This window comes from Winogradskyella sp., from assembly GCF_025210595.1.
Taxonomy (GTDB): Bacteria; Bacteroidota; Bacteroidia; order Flavobacteriales; family Flavobacteriaceae; genus Winogradskyella.
In genome coordinates, this window is record NZ_JAOARH010000047.1 from 25,099 (window position 1) to 43,902 (window position 18,804).

Annotated in this window: 17 protein-coding genes; 2 read left to right on the plus strand and 15 right to left on the minus strand. The window is 31.6% G+C overall.

Annotated features, from left to right (window positions below; genetic code table 11):
* The 7 genes from N4A42_RS05180 to N4A42_RS05210 all read right to left on the minus strand — a co-directional run bounded on the left by N4A42_RS05180 (window position 1) and on the right by N4A42_RS05210 (window position 7,357).
* Window positions 1-1,875 carry a sodium:alanine symporter family protein gene (locus N4A42_RS05180; RefSeq protein ID WP_294070877.1) on the minus strand — a complete coding sequence of 625 codons (1,875 nt, stop codon included), beginning with the start codon at window positions 1,873-1,875 and terminating at the stop codon, window positions 1-3.
* Window positions 1,876-2,109: 234 nt separating this feature from the next.
* A complete protein-coding gene (locus tag N4A42_RS05185) occupies window positions 2,110-3,141 on the minus strand; it encodes a TrkA family potassium uptake protein (RefSeq protein WP_294070880.1) in 1,032 nt (343 codons plus the stop codon).
* A gap of 3 nt (window positions 3,142-3,144) precedes the next feature.
* Window positions 3,145-3,372 carry a PspC domain-containing protein gene (locus N4A42_RS05190; protein WP_294070883.1) on the minus strand — a complete coding sequence of 76 codons (228 nt, stop codon included), beginning with the start codon at window positions 3,370-3,372 and terminating at the stop codon, window positions 3,145-3,147.
* 13 nt (window positions 3,373-3,385) lie between these two features.
* The gene (locus N4A42_RS05195; protein ID WP_294070886.1) at window positions 3,386-4,657 is read right to left on the minus strand and encodes a DUF2851 family protein; all 1,272 of its coding nucleotides are present in this window, start codon (window positions 4,655-4,657) and stop codon (window positions 3,386-3,388) included.
* Window positions 4,658-4,768: 111 nt separating this feature from the next.
* On the minus strand, window positions 4,769-5,749 hold the full coding sequence (locus N4A42_RS05200; protein ID WP_294070889.1) for a PLP-dependent cysteine synthase family protein: 981 nt from the start codon (window positions 5,747-5,749) through the stop codon (window positions 4,769-4,771).
* 106 nt (window positions 5,750-5,855) lie between these two features.
* The gene (locus N4A42_RS05205; RefSeq protein ID WP_294070891.1) at window positions 5,856-6,053 is read right to left on the minus strand and encodes a hypothetical protein; all 198 of its coding nucleotides are present in this window, start codon (window positions 6,051-6,053) and stop codon (window positions 5,856-5,858) included.
* Between the two features lie 62 nt (window positions 6,054-6,115).
* On the minus strand, window positions 6,116-7,357 hold the full coding sequence (locus N4A42_RS05210; protein WP_294070893.1) for an FtsX-like permease family protein: 1,242 nt from the start codon (window positions 7,355-7,357) through the stop codon (window positions 6,116-6,118).
* Window positions 7,358-7,366: 9 nt separating this feature from the next.
* Between N4A42_RS05210 and N4A42_RS05215 the strand changes: the two genes are divergently transcribed.
* Window positions 7,367-8,650 (plus strand): DUF1343 domain-containing protein, encoded by a 1,284-nt coding sequence (locus N4A42_RS05215; RefSeq protein WP_294070896.1) that lies wholly within the window; start codon window positions 7,367-7,369, stop codon window positions 8,648-8,650.
* On the opposite strand, the gene N4A42_RS05220 is transcribed toward N4A42_RS05215, so the two are convergent.
* From N4A42_RS05220 to N4A42_RS05240, 5 genes are all read right to left on the minus strand, one after another.
* Window positions 8,651-9,082 (minus strand): hypothetical protein, encoded by a 432-nt coding sequence (locus tag N4A42_RS05220; protein ID WP_294070899.1) that lies wholly within the window; start codon window positions 9,080-9,082, stop codon window positions 8,651-8,653. It lies immediately after the preceding gene.
* Between the two features lie 150 nt (window positions 9,083-9,232).
* Window positions 9,233-10,060, minus strand: coding sequence for a glycerophosphodiester phosphodiesterase family protein (locus tag N4A42_RS05225; RefSeq protein WP_294070902.1), 828 nt, complete (start codon window positions 10,058-10,060; stop codon window positions 9,233-9,235).
* Between the two features lie 28 nt (window positions 10,061-10,088).
* Window positions 10,089-10,937 carry a sterol desaturase family protein gene (locus N4A42_RS05230; protein ID WP_294070905.1) on the minus strand — a complete coding sequence of 283 codons (849 nt, stop codon included), beginning with the start codon at window positions 10,935-10,937 and terminating at the stop codon, window positions 10,089-10,091.
* Between the two features lie 5 nt (window positions 10,938-10,942).
* Window positions 10,943-11,842, minus strand: coding sequence for a hypothetical protein (locus N4A42_RS05235; RefSeq protein ID WP_294070908.1), 900 nt, complete (start codon window positions 11,840-11,842; stop codon window positions 10,943-10,945).
* A 48-nt stretch (window positions 11,843-11,890) separates the two neighbouring features.
* Window positions 11,891-12,385: a YkgJ family cysteine cluster protein gene (locus N4A42_RS05240; protein ID WP_294070911.1), complete on the minus strand. Its 495-nt coding sequence runs from the start codon at window positions 12,383-12,385 to the stop codon at window positions 11,891-11,893.
* A 72-nt stretch (window positions 12,386-12,457) separates the two neighbouring features.
* Here N4A42_RS05240 and N4A42_RS05245 point away from each other — a divergent pair, with 72 nt between their 5' ends.
* A complete protein-coding gene (locus N4A42_RS05245; RefSeq protein ID WP_294070949.1) occupies window positions 12,458-13,171 on the plus strand; it encodes a bifunctional 2-polyprenyl-6-hydroxyphenol methylase/3-demethylubiquinol 3-O-methyltransferase UbiG in 714 nt (237 codons plus the stop codon).
* Between the two features lie 85 nt (window positions 13,172-13,256).
* On the opposite strand, the gene N4A42_RS05250 is transcribed toward N4A42_RS05245, so the two are convergent.
* From N4A42_RS05250 to N4A42_RS05260, 3 genes are read right to left on the minus strand one after another with little or no spacing between them, the layout of a single operon-like run.
* Window positions 13,257-14,984, minus strand: coding sequence for a TonB-dependent receptor (locus tag N4A42_RS05250; RefSeq protein WP_294070914.1), 1,728 nt, complete (start codon window positions 14,982-14,984; stop codon window positions 13,257-13,259).
* 32 nt (window positions 14,985-15,016) lie between these two features.
* Complete coding sequence (locus N4A42_RS05255) at window positions 15,017-15,559, minus strand: gliding motility-associated C-terminal domain-containing protein (protein ID WP_294070917.1); 543 nt, start codon at window positions 15,557-15,559, stop codon at window positions 15,017-15,019.
* A 55-nt stretch (window positions 15,560-15,614) separates the two neighbouring features.
* Complete coding sequence (locus tag N4A42_RS05260; RefSeq protein WP_294070920.1) at window positions 15,615-18,635, minus strand: tetratricopeptide repeat protein; 3,021 nt, start codon at window positions 18,633-18,635, stop codon at window positions 15,615-15,617.
* Window positions 18,636-18,804: the final 169 nt, after the last annotated feature.

Sequence of the window (18,804 nt, forward strand, 5' to 3'; positions counted from 1 at the left end):
CTACGCTTTTTTAGCTTTTATAGCATCCATATATCTTTTAAGTTCGGATTTAACTTTTGGAGCTAATAGAACTAAACCTATCATATTTGGTACCATCATCGCAAAAATCATAGCATCTGAAAAACCAATTACAGAACCTAAACTTGCAGCTGCACCTATGATTACAAAAACACAAAATATAACTTTGTATGTATATTCAGCTTTTTTCGTTCTTCCGAATAAATAAGCCCAACCTTGAAATCCATAATAAGACCAAGAGATCATTGTACTAAACGCAAATAATACCACTGCAATGGTTAACACATAAGGGAACCAAGAAATTGCAGATTCAAAAGCACCAGACGTTAATAAAATTGCTTGCGCATCGTTTAACCCAGCATTTGCAGCAGTAACATTTCCTGTAATAATTAAAACTAAAGCTGTCATTGTACATACTACAACTGTATCTATAAATGGCTCTAACAACGCCACCATACCTTCACTAGCAGCATATTTTGTTTTTACTGCAGAATGCGCAATTGATGCAGAACCAACTCCTGCTTCGTTAGAAAATGCAGCTCTTCTAAATCCTTGCACTAAAACTCCGATTGCTCCACCAGCAACACCTTCTGGACTAAATGCACCATCAAAGATTTGCCCAAAAGCATCACCAATCATATTAAAGTTTGCGAAGATGACGAACAAAGAAGCCGCAACATAAATCACTACCATAAAAGGCACAATCTTATCAGTTACCTTAGCAATTTTCTTAATACCTCCAATAATTACTATACCTACAAGTATTGCCATTACTAGACCAAATGCCCATCCATATCCATGAAGAAATGATTTTTCTCCTCCTGTAATATTTTCTACTAATTGAAACGCTTGGTTAACCTGAAACATATTTCCTCCACCAAATGACCCACCAATTACAAATACGGCAAATAAAGCTGCCAATACTTTTCCTAAACCTGTATAACCTTTAGATTTAAGTCCTTTTGTAAGGTAATACATTGGACCACCATACACCGTTCCATCTTCAGCAATATCTCTATACTTAACACCTAAAGTACACTCAACAAATTTTGATGCCATACCCAGAAAACCTGCTACAATCATCCAAAACGTTGCGCCAGCACCACCAATAGAGACTGCAATTGCAACACCTGCAATATTACCTAAACCTACGGTTGCAGATAAAGCTGCTGTTAATGCTTGAAAATGCGAAACTTCACCTTCATGACCCTCAACTGCAATTGTCTCAATAGCATCTCCTCCTGGTGTAGAATCACCAGCACCTTCTAAAGATTCATGATGGTCTATTTCGTCATACTTACCTCTTACAATATTTACTGAAGTAAGAAAGCCTCTAAAATTGATAAACTTAAAATAAAATGTAAAGAATATCGCCCCAAGAATTAGAGGAAATAATACCCAAAAAACTTTGGTAAAAGGCGCATAAACCTTAATCTCAAATAAAGAATTATTATTTATATCGGAATTAGCAATAGATAACGAGCCACCATTTATACTAACTGGAATATCTTTTGAAATTAATTCAATTTTTTCAGCGACCTGATCACCTGTTAAAGATATATTGGATATATACAAAGAATCATTTTTTGAAAGATATCTGATTCCTTTTTCAGAAGCATAAGTCTTATCTCCATTATCGTCTACAGAAAGCTTGTTATTTATATCTACTAAATCAATAGCTACATTATCATCAACTTCACCAATTGGTATTTGATAAAAAATGGCTTGTACAAACCAACCTGTTGCATTACCAAATGCTTGGTCTATTTTTTCATCAACGCCCAATTCCTTAGCTTCTTGAGCAAAATTTAACAAGGGTAATATTAATGCAAAAAGTGATAGAAGAAATTTCTTCATAAGAGTAGTTATTAGTTAGTTTTAGTTATTTATAGCTGACAAGATGCTAAAAAAAATTGAGTTTTTAAAGTATCGCATCAAGTTAATCTCAAAATGCTATATTATAACATACTCATTTTAGGCTTTATTTTATAAATAAAAAAATAAAGTAATCAAGGTTATAAAATTGGATATCAAAAAAGAAATTTTGCTTTAAAAAACTGTAAACCAATAATATTAAGAAGTAAAGAACAGTTAAGCTTCTTGCTCTATATTGTATTCTGAATTAAGTCTTTTAATTTGTTCTGGGCGACCTAAAACAATAATTTTTGAACTTGGCACTAACCTAGTATCTGCCTCAGGATTAACAATATATTCTCCATTTTCATTTTTAAAACCAATAACAGTACAGCCTGTTTTTTTTCTAAGGTCTAATTCTCTAATAGTTTTAATCTGCGCAACATCATAAAGTTGCTCAACTTTAACCTCTTCAATGTTAATATTTTTTTCTCCTACAATTCCTAAATTATCTATAAACTCAACTAAATCTGGAATTACAACTAAAGATGCCATATGATCTCCTCCTATTCGATCTGGAAGTATAACATTGTTTGCGCCTGCTAACTTTAATTTATTATAAGACGTTTCTTGAGAAGCTCTACTTATTATACTCATAGAGTTATTTATCTGTCTTGCAGATAACACCACAAACAAATTATCTGCATCACTAGGTAGTGCACTTATTAAAGTACTGGCTCTTTCTATACCTGCTTCAATTAAAGTCTCATCTTCATTAGCATCACCTAAGACATAAGGCAAATCTTCTTCTTGCAAACGCTCAATAATTTCTTTATTACGCTCAATAATTACAAAGGGCTTTCCATAATCTTGTAATTTTTTTGCAGCTTGCTTTCCGTTTCTCCCAAAGCCACATATTATAATATGACCAACCATAGCTTCAATTTCCTTTTGCATCTTACGTTGTTTTATATCTTCAAAATTATTTTTACTTAATATATATTCTGTAATTATAGATATGGCATATCCTACTATAACAACACTAGATAAAATTAAAAATATTGTAAATATTTTTGCTTCTGTATCTAAAGGCTGAACTTCCCCAAAACCAACAGTGGTTATGGTAATAACAGTCATATAAACTGCATCAATCCATGTGTAGTTTGAAACAAATCTATAACCTATTATACCTACAAAAAGGACAAAAAGAAGCAGAAGTAATGCTGTATAAATTTTTGACCTAAAAAGTTTAATTAATGGATTATTCATATGTTATAAATCGAAAACAGATGTGCGTTTTGTATAAATTATATCTTTAATTCTTATCCAAAAAGCCAAAAACAAGTACAAGGCAAAACCAAATCCAACAGTTACAAAAGTAAGATACATAAAAGAGGTTCTTACAATTTTTGCTCTAATACCTAAACGATCGGCAATTCGTTGACACACATAATACCCTCTTTTTTGAAAATAGTGTAGTAACTTATAGAATAAATTCATGACCGCAATTTACTCAATTTTTAACGATTAGACTATTACCTATAGCACATTGCAAACATTTATTTTTTTCGCAATAACATGCTTTTAATTGCAAGAGTGCTTGAGAGGTTAATGCATTTTTTTCTAAAGACCTTAGTTGCATATATTTTTTCACAATAACATTACTTTCTACATTTACTTCTTTAATTAGTTCAAATAATCCGTCTTCAATATTTTCTCCTCGTGATTTGGCATAGCTAAACTTTAGAGGGATTATAGTATTAATAATAAGCAAATCAACAAAAGCCTTTGTTAGTATTTTATTTGAATTAACAGAAGTTGAATTAAAAGTGTAATGTATTTTCCAATATGTTGTTACACCTTTATTAAAGAGCTTATAAAAATCATCTTTTGCATTTAAACTCATTATCTTAGAAAAAAGCTGATGTTCTGCTACATAGAGATTAGCAAATTGCGATAATCTTATAGTCGGAAAGTTTGATGGTCGTAATCTAAAGAATCGAATAGGCAAAACACCTTGATTATTCAACTTAAATTTTTGTTTAAAAAACTGAAACCGTTTTTTTAAATCTAAAAAATATACCTCTTGAATATCTTCTTGCAAGAAACCTGCTTGTCCAAATAGTAAAGCTTCTAGATCTAAAACATTATTTTGAAGCTTTCTAACCAGTGAATAATCCACTGAATTCCCTAAACTTAAAAACGCTTCACCATTTACTTTTAGTCCAAAGTTCTTTAATAACATTTTAAACAAAACAGCTTCCCAATCGTTTCTAGACTGTTGTAATAATCTCGAAATATCTTTAGACTTTCGCTCTAAGCGTTCTACAAATAATCTTTCTAACCAATTATTTATTACAAAATCATCAACTTCAGACAAATTAGATTCACAATTTATCCAGAGTTTAGATTGCACTAATTTTTTATAACTATAAAGTAAATCTTTATCTACATATTGTTTTAGTTGTAATGTAGGTATTTCGGTATTGTCTTTTCTGTAAATTGCTGTGTCGTGTTCCCAAACCACATGTAAAATAACATTGTCGTAGGCATTATCTTTTTCGTGCCCATGAATATACCAATCAGATGATTTTACATGAATTTCTACATTACCTGCCCAAAGTTGGCCATTAATACTTAATTGCGCATTAAAAAAATCTGGACCAGAATTAAGATTATGAGCACCAAACTGTTTTATTACAACAACCTCACCTGTTGTGGTTTTAAGCGAGGAGGTTAAAAACGCTTTGTGTTTCCAGATATAATGAAGAAAATCTTCTTGCATGCTCCTAAAATAAAAAATCCTGAGCAAAACTCAGGATTTTCTATTAAGTTGATTAAGATTTCTGCTTTGCGCCTCCGCTAAAGCTTCAGCGAACGCAGCCGCAGAAATTATTTACTCTATATAACCCATCTCACGCATCCAATCGTCATTAAACATTTTACCGACATAACGGCTACCATGATCGTGAAACAATACCACAACCACATCATCTGGACCAAAATGTTCTTTAAGCTGAAGTACACCTTTAATTGCTGCACCAGCTGAATTTCCTAAAAACATGCCTTCTTCCTTAGCTAACCTCTGTGTATAAACAGCTGCATCTTTATCGGTTACTTTTGTAAAACCATCAATAATATCGAAATCTACATTAGCTGGAAGAATATCCTCTCCTATACCTTCGGTGACATAAGGATAAATTTCATCTTCATCAAAAACACCTGTTTCGTGATATTTTTTAAACACAGAACCATAGGTGTCTACTCCCCAAACTTTTACATTAGGGTTTTGTTCTTTTAAATATTTACCTACTCCAGAAATAGTTCCACCTGTACCAACACCAACTACAAAATGCGTTATCTTTCCATCGGTTTGTTCCCAAATTTCTGGCCCTGTGCTTTCGTAATGTGCTTTTGCATTACTCGGATTATCATATTGATTTACATACCAAGAATTTGGTGTTTCTTCTCCTAATCGCTTAGATACAGAATAATAACTTCTTGGATCATCTGGCTCAACAGCAGTAGGGCAAACAATAACCTCAGCACCAACAGCACGCATCATATCTACTTTTTCTTTAGACTGTTTATCTGCCATTACAAAAATACATTTGTAACCTTTTATGATAGCTGCTAAAGCTAAACCCATACCTGTATTACCTGAAGTACCTTCTATAATAGTACCCCCTGGTTTTAAACGACCATCAGCTTCGGCATCTTCTATCATTTGTAATGCCATACGATCCTTTACCGAATTTCCTGGATTAAACGTTTCGTATTTAGCAAGTACTAAACATGGTAGCTCTTCTACCAACTTATTCATTTTTACTAATGGTGTATTACCAATTGTTCCTAGTATATTTTCTACGTATTCCATAGTTTAATTTTGCTTTGCAAATTTAAGCTAAAAGCAAAAAGAACAAAGTTAAAAATAGGTTATGATCTTAATGAGACTGAAATGACTCTATGTATTAATACTGCCTTTAAAAAAACAACATTACTAACCTGACTAGCGCAACAATAAAAATTAATACAGCAATAATTGATTTTACAGATATTGATTCTTCAGAAATTGATTTTGGAGGTCCTGAAGAAGATGTATTGACAGTAGAACAAAAAGGACAAACTACTTTTTGTTTATAAAATTTTTCTCCACAATTTTTGCATTCAATTACATCCATAATAATAAGTCTGAACTAATTAAAAAACTAAAGATAATAGAAAAGTTCTGAATTTAAAGGACTTAATCAAACCGAATTGCTTTTGCTGGAGAAATCTTAGAAATAATAACAGAAGGAATTAAAAGCATAAACAAGCACGCAATAAAAGTTCCTATGCTCAATAACAGCACAAAATCTAAGCTTATATAAACTGGTGCTTCACTTACATAATAGGTGTCTGGATCTAAAGGGAATAGTTTAAAATATTTTTGAGCAAACAACAATCCTAAGCCAATAATATTTCCCCAAAGTAATCCTAAGCCAATTAAATAAGAAGCATTATAAAGAAATACTTTTCTTATTGACCAATTTGAACTTCCTAACGCCTTTAAAAGCCCTATCATATTGGTACGTTCTAAGATAAGCACCAACAATGTTGTAATCATATTAATACCAGCAACAATTATCATAATAGCTATAATTATGTTGGTGTTAGAATCAAAGATTTTAATCCATTCAAAAACCGTATAATATTTTCTATTAACTGGTGTTGCATTAAGTAATGAAGGAATTTCTTGAAACACCTCACTATACTTTTCATCTATTTTAGAAAAATCATCAATATATACCTCAAAACTTCCTATTTGATCAGCTTCCCATTTATTGAGACGCTGAATATGCCTTAAGTCAGCAATGCAAAATTTCTCATCCAATTCCTGAAAACCAGAATTGTATATTCCAACAATTGTAAAAGCCATTTGTCTTGGTCGGCTATTAAGGGTAGCTTCATTATCAGTAAATAATGTTTGAAATTTATCTCCAAGTTTAAAACCTAATCGATTGGCTAAATAATTAGAAATTAAAACTTCCTCATTACGCTTTCCTGAAAAATCAGGCACACGACCTTGCACTAAGAATTCTTCAAAATATTCCCAATTATAATCTCCACCAGCACCTTTAACAACAACACCTTCAAAATCTGTTTCTGTTCTAATGACTGCAAATTTTGAAGCCACACCTTGAATATGTTTAATACCCTCTACTTTATTGAATTTAGGGTAAAATTCTTGATTAATAGAAATTGGCACTTGAGATTCGTCTGAGGCATTGGTATCATAGTTGGTGATTTCTATATGACCACTAAATGCAACCACTTTATCTCTAATTTTTTGCTGCAAACCCAAACCTGTTGAAATAGCTACAAGCATTACAATAACACCTATAGCAATCGCAGCAATACCAATTTTAATTATTGGTGCCGAAACACTATTTTTATACGCTTTATTACCAATAATGCGTTTAGCTATAAACAATTCAAAATTCAAAACTAAAATATGAGTTTTAAGGTTTTCAAAAATACAGTTTTATTATTTGTCTTGGTAGTGATTTCTTGTGCAGGAAAAGGAGGTTGTCCTGTGGTAGAAAATAATCGATCAGAAATTGATAGCATGCAAGTAAATGAAATTCTGAAACAAGTTCAGGATGACAATAATATTATTGTCGGTGCTAACCAAATCGAAGCTTATTTACCCTTACTTAAAGGAAAGCGTGTTGGTATTGTCGCAAACCAAACAAGCGTTATATTTTTAGAAATAAGAGACAAGAAGCAAGAAACAAAACGATATACACATATTGTTGATTCAATGCTAAACTTGAAGGTTGATATTAAAAAAGTATTTTCACCTGAGCATGGTTTTAGAGGCAAAGCTGATGCTGGCGAAAATGTAAAAGATGGTGTAGATACCAAAACAGGTTTACCTATTTTTTCGCTTCATGGAAAACATAAAAAACCTACTAAACAACAATTAGAAGATTTAGATATTGTTGTTTTTGATATTCAAGATGTTGGTGTACGCTTTTACACTTACATTTCAACATTACATTATGTGATGGAAGCTTGTGCAGAAAATAATGTACAGCTACTTATTTTAGATCGTCCAAACCCAAATGGTAATTATATAGATGGTCCTGTTTTAGAAAAAGAACATCGTAGTTTTTTAGGAATGCACCCAATTCCTTTGGTTCATGGTATGACCATTGGTGAATACGCACAAATGATTAACGGTGAAAACTGGCTTAACAATAGCATAACTTGCGACATTACAGTTGTTAAAATGGAACATTACATTCATAACAGTACTTATAGCCTACCTATTAGACCTTCACCAAATTTACCAAATGACCAAGCTATAAGTTTATATCCTAGTTTAGGCTTATTTGAAGGCACCAACATTAATGCTGGTAGAGGCACTGAATTTCAGTTTCAACGTTATGGAGCACCATTTTTAGATAAAAATCATTATAAGTTTAACTACACACCTATTCCTAATTTTGGATCTAAACACCCAAAACATAAAAATGAAGTTTGCTTTGGCGCAGATTTATCTAAAATTAAAGCTAAAAGACGTTTTACTCTAAAGTATGTTATTGATGCTTACAAGAATGCAACGGATAAATCTAAAGTGTTTAATACAGCTAATTTTACCAAACATGCTGGCACTGAAAAGCTACAACAGCAAATTGAAGCTGGCTTAAATGAAACTGAAATAAAAGCAAGTTGGAAAGAGGGTTTAAAGGCCTTTAAAAAAATTAGATCTAAATATTTAATCTATAATTAGCTAATTCTTTATCATTGAGCTACTCTTTTTTAATTCTGTAGCCACCACTTTTTTAGAAGCAATCTTTACTGACTCTGGTTTTGGGATTTCTTTTAATATATTAACGACAAACACAATGCGTTTGGGTGATTGTACAGCAACAAAAATGTGTCTACCTTTTGGCAACTTATTAAGTGGTAACTTATAGAAAGTTGTATCTACATAAGCATCAAAATCTCTTCCGTAATCTTTGTTTATAGAATAGAGGTAGTTTATTTTTTTATCACTCTTAAGAATTAAAGTGTCTCTGGTATTGTTTAATTTATGTATTAAACCTTTAGCCTGAATATTTCTATTCATTTCAAGGTTTGCATAATGCTCTTGAGCTTTTAAGGAAAAACTTAATAAAAAAACGAGGACAACGATGAGGAGAATTCGGATTAAATTTTTCATTACAGCAAAGCTTTAAGTTAAACATAAGGGTGTTTAGCTCAACGGTAATTAATTAATCCATAACAAACATAATTGGATAATTGATTGAGATGACAAAAAACCCATCAACTACGCAGAAATTAGAGGAACGACGTTTTTGTTAGCAAACTATTAATTAGAACGAATTTCTATAAGCCTATCTGGATAGTCTGTAATAATACCATCAACATTCCATCGCAACATCTTAAACAAATCTTGTTCATCGTTGACTGTCCAAGGAATTATTTGATAATCTTTAGCATGATATTGCTTTATCGTTTCAAACGTTAAGAGTTTAAAATATGGACTTATAATTTCAGGTTTGTATGACAACTTTGCCAGTTTCCCGGAAATAGTTTCGTCTTCATCTACCAGCAAAGCAACTGGCATTTTGGGTGACTGTTTTTTTATTTCTTCAAGAATAACCAAATCAAAAGACTGTAGGTTTACCTGATTGAACATTTTATTTTCTATAATTTCATCTAAAACAATTTTCACATATTCCTTTGGATGTGGTGTGTAAACACCGTAATATCTTGGCTTAGACTTTATTTCTATATTCAGCTTAACTTTAGGATTCTTTGCTTTTACTAAATTAAAAACTTCTACCAACAAGGGTTTATAGGTTTTTATTTTCTTTTGATTAGGATAGGTTGGATGGAATTTTGTCCCACAATCAAATTGCTTAATTTCTTTATGAGTCATTTCATAAAGATTGTACTTCATATCCATTTCTTCTGTAATAACAGTACCTTTTGGATTAAAACAAATGGTTCTACTCATAAAAGGCTCATGAGAAACCACAACTTCTTTGCCTTTAGTAATAGCAATATCTAACTCTAAGGTGGTAACACCTAATTCTATTGCTTTTTCAAATGCTGGTAAAGAATTTTCAGGATATAAACCTCTACAGCCTCTGTGTCCTTGTATATCAAGTTGTTTATTAGAATTGCAGCTCATTAAAAAACTTATTAGAAGAAAAAGCATACTATTTTTCAACATCTGCTGAGAGTGTTGGTTTCTCATATTTTTGAAAAGGTTGCTTTAGTAATTCAACTATTTGGCCATTCTTTTTTTCATCAGGAAACACATCTACTCCATACACAATATTTTCGCGATCCATATACATATAAGTGCCAAAAATACGATCCCAAATACTAAAAATATTACCATAGTTAGAATCTGTATATGGCAATCTATAATGATGGTGAATCTTATGCATATCTGGTGAAATAATAAAATAACTCAGAACTCTATCTAAGCCTTTTGGCATTTTAATATTAGCATGTGTAAATTGCGTAAACACTAAAGACATAGCTTGATACAACATCACCAAAGCAAAAGGTGTACCTACCACAAAAACACCCAATAATGTAAATGTAAACCTAATGATACTCTCTATAGGATGGTGTCTATTTGCTGTTGTAGTATCTACCTTATGATCTGTGTGGTGCACCAAATGCACCATCCACAATGGTTTTACTTTATGCTCTACAAAATGCGCTAAATAGGCACCAAAAAAATCTAATAATAAAATACCAAGTAAAACATATAACCACAAAGGTTGTTCGTTTGAAAACAACCAATTAATAACTCCAAAATTATTATCAGCTACCCATTTTGATGACCAGAACAACAAAGAAGCTAATGTAAAATTAATAATTACCGTAGTAAGGGTGAAAAACAAATTAGGCAATGCATGTTGCCATTTGTTGTATTTAAATTTAAACAAAGGTAAACCACCTTCTAATAACCAGAAAAAAGTTAATCCGCCAATTAAAATTAGGCTTCTGTGTAGCGATGGAATATTTTCAAAATAATTAACTATACTTTCCAAAAAAACTATGAATTAAGATTTATAAGCTTTTGGGCTTTCTTCAAATTTACTGAAGAAATTTTAGATTTCCATAGCTCTGCTTCATCAGGCTTATCTAAACTCATATAAGCTGTGTAATATAAAAACGCTATAAAAATAGTATTGCTTTCATCTATATCTTCTTTTTTTAGTTTCTTCAGTAACCTAATTACTTTCTTTGGCTTTTTAAGAAGTAAATTCTCTTGAATTTTAAGCAAATGGCAACGTTGTTTTAATCTAGCTTTTTCCTCATCCCCTTGTTCATCAATTAATTCAACAGCTTCTTGAAGATATATGTTGGATAGCTCCACAATATTAGATCTTGTTTTCTTATTAACATACAATCCTGTATCTAAATATTTTGAAGCCAAAAAGTAAGCTGAATAAAACGTTTTTTCTTTTTTATAATCTTTGAGTTCTTGCGAGATAAAGGATGTATTAAGAGCATAACGTTCAATAATCTCTGTAATATTCTCAAAGTCTTCCACTAAATAATCTACATTAAGAATGTTGCCATTAATGTCCATAATTTTTATGGAGTCATCGTTGAACTTATCTATATACTTTTGGGTTCGTTTTCCTTTAATTTTTTCAAATAAATCAGCGTATTTATACTCAGAAACAATAACTGGCACAAAGTGCTCCCAAATTAAAGGACTCACTTGTTCGTCTTCAAATAAATTATTAATAAAAATAGTTCTACCTCTATCATCTTTTACAAACACAGGATATTGATACTGGGTAGTATCTTCCCAAACCATCAATATCATTTTGTTTTGCACATCTGCCAAACGTTGTGCAATTTCTAAGTTGGTCATCCAAGCTTGAGCAGAAGTCAGGTTAACTGCAAATAAGATGAATAAGGATTTTAATAGAACTTTTTTCATTTTTAGTTTTCTCAAAATTGCATCAAAAATTATTCCGAAGCATTTGTATTACAGGTTAATTCTCTTTTTCATTTCCTCTACAATATTATAAGCTGCAGGACAAATAGCTACATTTTTGAGTGTTAAGTTAGAAATTTGCTGAAACTTTTTACGATCTGTATGCGGAAATTCTCTGCAAGCTTTTGGCCTAACTTCGTAAATTGAGCAATAATTATCTGCATCTAAAAACGTACAAGGCACAGATTGTAGTACATAATCATTCTCCTCATCTAATCTCAAATAAGTTTCAATAAACTGTTGTTCCTTCATTCTGAAAAATTTTGAGATTCGTTGAATATCTTTACCTGTAAACAAAGGTCCAGTAGTTTTACAACAATTAGCACACTCTAAACAATCTGTACGCTCAAACTCATCCTCATGCAACTCTTGCATAATGTAATCTAATTGCTTTGGTGGTTTTTTTCTAAGCTTTGTAAAAAAGGTTTTGTTTTCCTTATGCTTATCTTTGGCAAGCTTAGGCAGATTATTGATTTGGTTTTGCATATAACAAATTTAACTAAAGTTCTCGATACAATTTCGATAAATCGAAATCACTCGAACTGACAACTATTTATGATTAGAGATATTTTTGGAAAGGCTTTAATAGACTATCAGAATGATAATTATTCTGAAGACATCATCACTTGGACTAGCATTTCTGAGAAAGATATGTTACCGCTTCCTTATTTATTTAGAGACTATTCTGAAATGCCACAAATTGAAAAAAAGGCTTTACAACTATGTAAAGGAAACGTCCTTGATGTCGGTTGTGGCGCAGGAAGTCATAGTCTATACTTACAAAAAAAAGGGTTTAATGTAAAAGCGATTGATAATTCTAAAGGTGCTATTAAAGTTTGCAAACAACGTGGAATTACTAATACTGAATATAAAGCGCTTTTAGAAGAAAAAGAAGCTTTTGATACAATTCTTTTACTAATGAATGGTACTGGAATTTTTCAGAAATTAGAAAACATTACAACATACTTAAACCATTTAAAATCGCTTTTAAAGCCCAATGGACAAATCCTCATTGACTCTTCAGATATACAATATATGTATGGCGATGAAGATGGAGGTATGTGGTTAGATTTAAATAATCACTATTATGGTGAACTAGATTATTACCTCAGTTATAAAGGCGAAGAAGGACTTCCAATGAAATGGTTGTATCTAGATTTTGATACTTTAAAAACCGCATGCCAAACCGTTGGTCTTAACTGCGAAAAAGTAATGGATGGCGAACATTTTGATTATTTGGCCAAACTTTCACTTAATAAAACAAAGTCCTGAAATAGCACTTCGACTACACTCAGCAAAGGCTTACTCAATGTGACAATTCAGGATGACAATAGAAAGATTCCTGCATTCACAGGAATTAGAAATCAAACTGATAAGTAGCACCAGCTAATGCTTGAAAACCTTGTACTGGGAAATTTAAATAGCGTTGATAATCTTGATTTAAAATATTATTCACCTTTGCAAATACAGACAGTTGGTCATTAATCTTATAGCCTACATGTGCGTTGGCATCAAAATAACTATCTAAAGTTATTACAGAACTAGGATTTTGTGGTGTTAACACAGCAACTAAATCTTGCTGATCTTTTCTTTCACCAACATAAACAGCACTTGCGCCTGCAAACCATTGTTCTGAAATTTGAACATCCATAAATATAGAACCTGTAACATCTGGTAAATTCCAAGCTTCAGATTCATCATCCATACTGTAATTAAAGTATTCTCCTTTAATACCCAAAGTAAAGTTTCTATTAATATCTATATTTAACTCACCAGCAACAGAAAATGTAGTCACATCATCATAAACAACTCCAAATGAATTTCCATATTGATAATTTTCAGACGCATCTCCTCTAGCATCATTAGCTTTAAAAAGGGCTTTGTTTTCTTCAGCAAAATAATTTCCTTTTACATTATAACTTACATTATTAGACAGTTTTCCTTTTAACCCTAAAAAGCCATTATAACGTTGATCTGTTGGTGTTATAAATAATGTTGGTGACACAAACGGATTCTCATTAGCAAAATCGTAATACGAGTTTTGTTGCAATTGCCCTGTTATTCCACCATAGGCTATTAAAATCTCATCTACTAAACGATACGATGCTTTAATATTTGGATAGATAAAAAACTTATTATCGCTCAATTCAGTATCATTAAGATATACTAATCGCAATCCTAAATTTACCGTTAAATCATCTTGCGTTAATTGGTAAGATGGTGACAAACCAAAGGTAACATTGCCATAATTGATGGCTTCATTAGAGAAATAATTCTCATCAAAACTTCCACCAATATAGTCGATGTAAAATTCTGTTTTAATAATTTCATCTTGCACAGGAATATCAAAACCTGCTTTGGCAACAAATCTGTTTTCACCAGAATCTTGGTTATCTCCAAATCGTCTAAAACGTACACTACCATCATTGATAATAGCATCGTCAAATTTTAATTTTCCGCCTAAATAAAAACTATTAAATGTATGACTTGGATCTATATCATCTGCTTCGGTTTGCCCAAAGAAATTCTGTGGTAATCCATACCAATTGTAAGTCATTAAATCAAAGCCTCCATTAACTTTCCAAGAAAAATCTCTAAGTTTTTGCGAATAATGTGCATTAAGGTGTGTGTTAGAAAAATCATCATCTAAAAGCAAATCTTCAATACCACCTTGAGAGGAATGATGACTGAAATAGCCTCCTACATTTTCGGTATTACTTAACTCATGGTTTAAATAAACCTCACCTAAAATAGTGGTGTAAGTACCAAAACCTAAAGACGCATAATTGTCGTACAATTTTACTGATTTTGCCTTATCTACATTGGCAGCTTTACCTTTAGCTGGTGTGAATGTTGATGCCACAGGAATAGAAAAAATATTATACTTCACTTCTTTTTTCTTTACCAAATTAGAGTCTTGCAATTTTGGTGTATCCTTAATTTTAAAGGCATCTGAAATTGTAGGCTTGTATGGTGTCACCACATTAACTACCTGATCGTCTAAACTATCTTTTGCGCGCTCTTGAGCAACTAATGATAAACTACTTGATATGGTGATTATAAAAATTAAAAATTTGATTTTCATTATTTAATGTTTTGATTGAATCTTTTATTGATTTATAGACCTGTAATTAAAGGATCAAATTCATCTGGTTGCAATGGATCACATTCTGAAAAATTTTGTTCTATAACTGGATTATTTGTAAACAAACAAAAGAAGCCAGATTTTGAAAAAACATTTTCACTCTCTACTACGACTTTATACTTATATGTTCCATCTGGAATACCATCAACACCGAACTCGTCATAGGGTACATTCGGAAAGAGCTCATCAAAATCACTCCCATAATTATTGCTCTCAAAAATCACATCATCGTTAATATTATAAATTGTTACAGTATGATTGTCATACAATTCAATATTTTCGATTGCTAATCTATCGTTGAATCCATCATTATTTGGTGTAAATAAATTATCGACTATTATTTCTCCTTGAGATTGATCTAAATTATCAACATCATCACCAAAAGCAGTCAATCCCGAGCAACAACCAGCAAACACATCTTCTTCTTGGTTATTATCATCATCTCCACATGAGGCAAAGGAAATAGTCATTAGTGTAATGATGAAAAATGATATATAATTCTTAAAGCTTTTCATGGCTAAAATATTGGTTTTGGAAATCCGATTTTGAGATTCCTGCCTGCGCAGGAATTTAGTTGTCAGTTTCAATTGATGAATTTGTTTTGGCTTCTTCGGTTTTAATCTTATTGAGCTCTATTTGTGCTTCTTCTACAACATCATTAAACTCTGTGAAATTTGAAATAACACTTTCTAAAATATAATTTGCTTGAAACGCATCACCTAAAGCATAGAAATTCTTAGCCATAACCACCAAACCTTTAGCACTATAGTATTTATAACTACTATAATCTTTTGCTAAACGCTGTATGGTAGTATTTGAGGCTTCAAACTGTGATGCTTTATTCTGAAAATAACCTTTATAAAACAAGGCTTCAGCAGCAACAACACCTGTTGCAATTTGCTCTACATCTGCATAAGCATCTTTAGCTTTTGCCTCATTGCCTGTTTTTATAGCAGAACGCGCTATAATAATTTTAGCATCGCTTTTTATCTTATTATCTAAATTAGAATTACCTAAAACTTTTTCTGCATAGGCTTCCGCTTTAGTGTAATCTTCGGTTTGATAATAGGCATTCATTAAATTAGACTGGGCATATAATACATTTTGCGGATAGTCTGCTTCTGTCTCTAGAGTTTTTAACACAGGAATTGCCTGAACCCAATCGGAATCTTTTAAATAAATCTCACACAACCTAACTGTAGCTTGTTCGGTATATTCACTTTTTGAAGTTTCAACAACATATTTGTAATGTGGTTGTGCATTTTCAAACAAGTCTTTTTTGTAATACAATTGTGCCAAATAGAAATGTGATTTTAAAGCATGTATCCCTTTCGGAAACTGATTTAAATACTTATTAAATTGACGAATTGCCTTATCTGTATCATTATCTAAATACGGCTTTTCAGCTGCGAGATACATGGTATTATCTAACTCAACATCTGTTACCTCAACATAGTCTAACGATTTTACCCAATTTGCATATTCATCTACACGTCCTAAATCAATATAGATTAAACGCGCTGTTGATACTGCTTGCACAGCTTCAGCAGAGTTTGGAAAATCAGATGCTACTTTTTTAAATTTAGTAAGTGCATGCTCATTATCATTTGCATTATAATACACCAAACCTTGTCGTAATAATGCCTTAGATGCAAAAGCACCCTTTTTATATTCAGAATTTAAACGATCATACATTTTCATGGCCTTATCTGTATCGCTTGCTTTTACATAAGAGTTTGCCAACTCATACATAGCATCATCTCTTAAAGCAGATTTTGGATACCCCTTTATAAATGTGTTTAACTCTGAAATTTTAGTAGATGATTTTCCTAAATAACCATGACTCATCGCTTTTTGAAATGACGCATAATCGGTTTCAATTTCATTAATTTGAATAGCTTTATCATAAGCATTTATAGCACTTTGATAATTACTAGATACAAAATAACCATCTGCCAATCTTAAATAAGCATCATTTCTACGTGGTCTATCACTCTTATTTTTATCAATGAATTTTTGAAAATATTTAGAAGCATTACTGTAATCTTTAAGTTTAAAATAGGTGTATGCTAAATTATAATCTAGGTTGTTATTTTCTATTAAGCTTGACGCTTCAGACATACCATTAAACTGTTTAAAGCCAATTAATGCATCATTATAATTGGTAAGATTGTATTCGGTTTCTGCTTTCCAAAATGTAGCTTTAGCCACAAAAACAGGCTCTCTAGGTTCTTTAAGTGAATTATTAAACATCTCTAAAGCTTCACTATACTTAGTTTCGTTATATAGTTCTATTCCTCTAAAAAAGGCTACTTTTTGATAAGCTACTTTGTTTTCAAAACTGTTTTTTCCTTTTAAAAGCACAAGTGCTTCTTTATAGTTTTTTGAAGTAATGTAAGAATCAATCAACAGTGTTTCTATTTCTTCTCTATAACTTGTCTCTGGATATTTATCTAAGTAACCTGCTAAAACCTGTGGCACGGACTGATACGGATTACCAATCTCATAACTAATCTTTGCATAATTTAACCAAGCATCTTCCTGGATTTTAAGGTCGTAATCCATTTCTGAGGCATTTCTAAAGGCATTTAAGGCTTCTTGTTTTTTATCTAGATTGATATAACTTTCACCTAAATGGTAGTATGCGTTTTGGGCCACTGAATTATTACCATCTATAATTTTATTGAATTCAGATATTGCTTTTTCAAAGTCGTTTTGCTTGTAATAAGCATAGCCTAATTGATAGTAGTCGGTATTATTCCATTTGCCTTTTTTACCTTTATAGTCTTGAAGGTAAGGAATAGCTTCAGTGTACTTTTCGAGATTAAAATAGCTTTCTCCAATAATTTTTGAAAGTTCAGATTTTTCATCACCTCTACTATTTGGCAACTGCTCTAAAGCCAACTCAATAGCTTTTTCAAACTTTCCTAATTTAAAATTTAAATCTGCCTGATAATAAGACAGTTTCTCTTTATATTTTTCGTTATCACTTACTTGATCAAAGTATTCATTTGCCGTATCATAATCGTCTCCTTCATAAGCCATATAACCAATATAATATTTGGCTTGAGAACCGTATTCTTTAGAATTCACTACTCTGTTTAAATACTTTGTAGCTTCTTTTTTACTCTTTGTTGAGTATAGTGTATAACCATAATTAAAATTAAAACGGTCGCGCTCAGAACGTGATATACTTCCTTCTTCAACCTTCTGGTACCATTTGCGTGCATAGGCATATTTAGAATTCTCAAAATAATAATCAGCAACATCTAAAAACGCGGTATTTCGTTTGGTACTTGTTGGGTATTCTTCAACAAACTCAGTAATTAAATCATCTGCGTTTCTCTGGTTTAATCGCACTGCACAATTGGCTATATAATAGGAACAATCTGACTTTAACACCTCGTCTTTGGTATTGTATTTAATGTCATCAAATAAAGATTGTGCTGCTTTATATTGCTTATTATTATATAATGCTAATGCTTTTTGATAATCTTTTAAACCGCTAGTATAAACTGCAGACTTTTGCGCAAAACCCAAAAAGGAAAAGGCAAGATAAACGATAATTAATTGTCTTTTAAAAAGTAACATCAGTGTCGTTTTTTGATTCATAATTATTGATGTATTCCAATCACTTTCAAATATACTTGAATACAAATGTTATAACGATATAATTTTACGTTAATTATAAACGGGCTTATTAAAATTTAAATTCAAGGCATAGGTTTGGGTTTTGGAATTTTCCGCCATACATTTACAG

Bases quoted from the DNA above. Each gene is read 5' to 3' on its own strand.
- N4A42_RS05180 (WP_294070877.1), bottom strand. From the start codon at position 1,875: ATGAAGAAATTTCTTCTATCACTTTTTGCATTAATATTACCCTTGTTA.
- N4A42_RS05185 (WP_294070880.1), bottom strand. From the start codon at position 3,141: ATGAATAATCCATTAATTAAACTTTTTAGGTCAAAAATTTATACAGCA.
- N4A42_RS05190 (WP_294070883.1), bottom strand. From the start codon at position 3,372: ATGAATTTATTCTATAAGTTACTACACTATTTTCAAAAAAGAGGGTAT.
- N4A42_RS05195 (WP_294070886.1), bottom strand. From the start codon at position 4,657: ATGCAAGAAGATTTTCTTCATTATATCTGGAAACACAAAGCGTTTTTA.
- N4A42_RS05200 (WP_294070889.1), bottom strand. From the start codon at position 5,749: ATGGAATACGTAGAAAATATACTAGGAACAATTGGTAATACACCATTA.
- N4A42_RS05205 (WP_294070891.1), bottom strand. From the start codon at position 6,053: ATGGATGTAATTGAATGCAAAAATTGTGGAGAAAAATTTTATAAACAA.
- N4A42_RS05215 (WP_294070896.1), top strand. From the start codon at position 7,367: ATGAGTTTTAAGGTTTTCAAAAATACAGTTTTATTATTTGTCTTGGTA.
- N4A42_RS05220 (WP_294070899.1), bottom strand. From the start codon at position 9,082: ATGAAAAATTTAATCCGAATTCTCCTCATCGTTGTCCTCGTTTTTTTA.
- N4A42_RS05225 (WP_294070902.1), bottom strand. From the start codon at position 10,060: ATGAGCTGCAATTCTAATAAACAACTTGATATACAAGGACACAGAGGC.
- N4A42_RS05235 (WP_294070908.1), bottom strand. From the start codon at position 11,842: ATGAAAAAAGTTCTATTAAAATCCTTATTCATCTTATTTGCAGTTAAC.
- N4A42_RS05240 (WP_294070911.1), bottom strand. From the start codon at position 12,385: ATGCAAAACCAAATCAATAATCTGCCTAAGCTTGCCAAAGATAAGCAT.
- N4A42_RS05250 (WP_294070914.1), bottom strand. From the start codon at position 14,984: ATGAAAATCAAATTTTTAATTTTTATAATCACCATATCAAGTAGTTTA.
- N4A42_RS05255 (WP_294070917.1), bottom strand. From the start codon at position 15,559: ATGAAAAGCTTTAAGAATTATATATCATTTTTCATCATTACACTAATG.
- N4A42_RS05260 (WP_294070920.1), bottom strand. From the start codon at position 18,635: ATGTTACTTTTTAAAAGACAATTAATTATCGTTTATCTTGCCTTTTCC.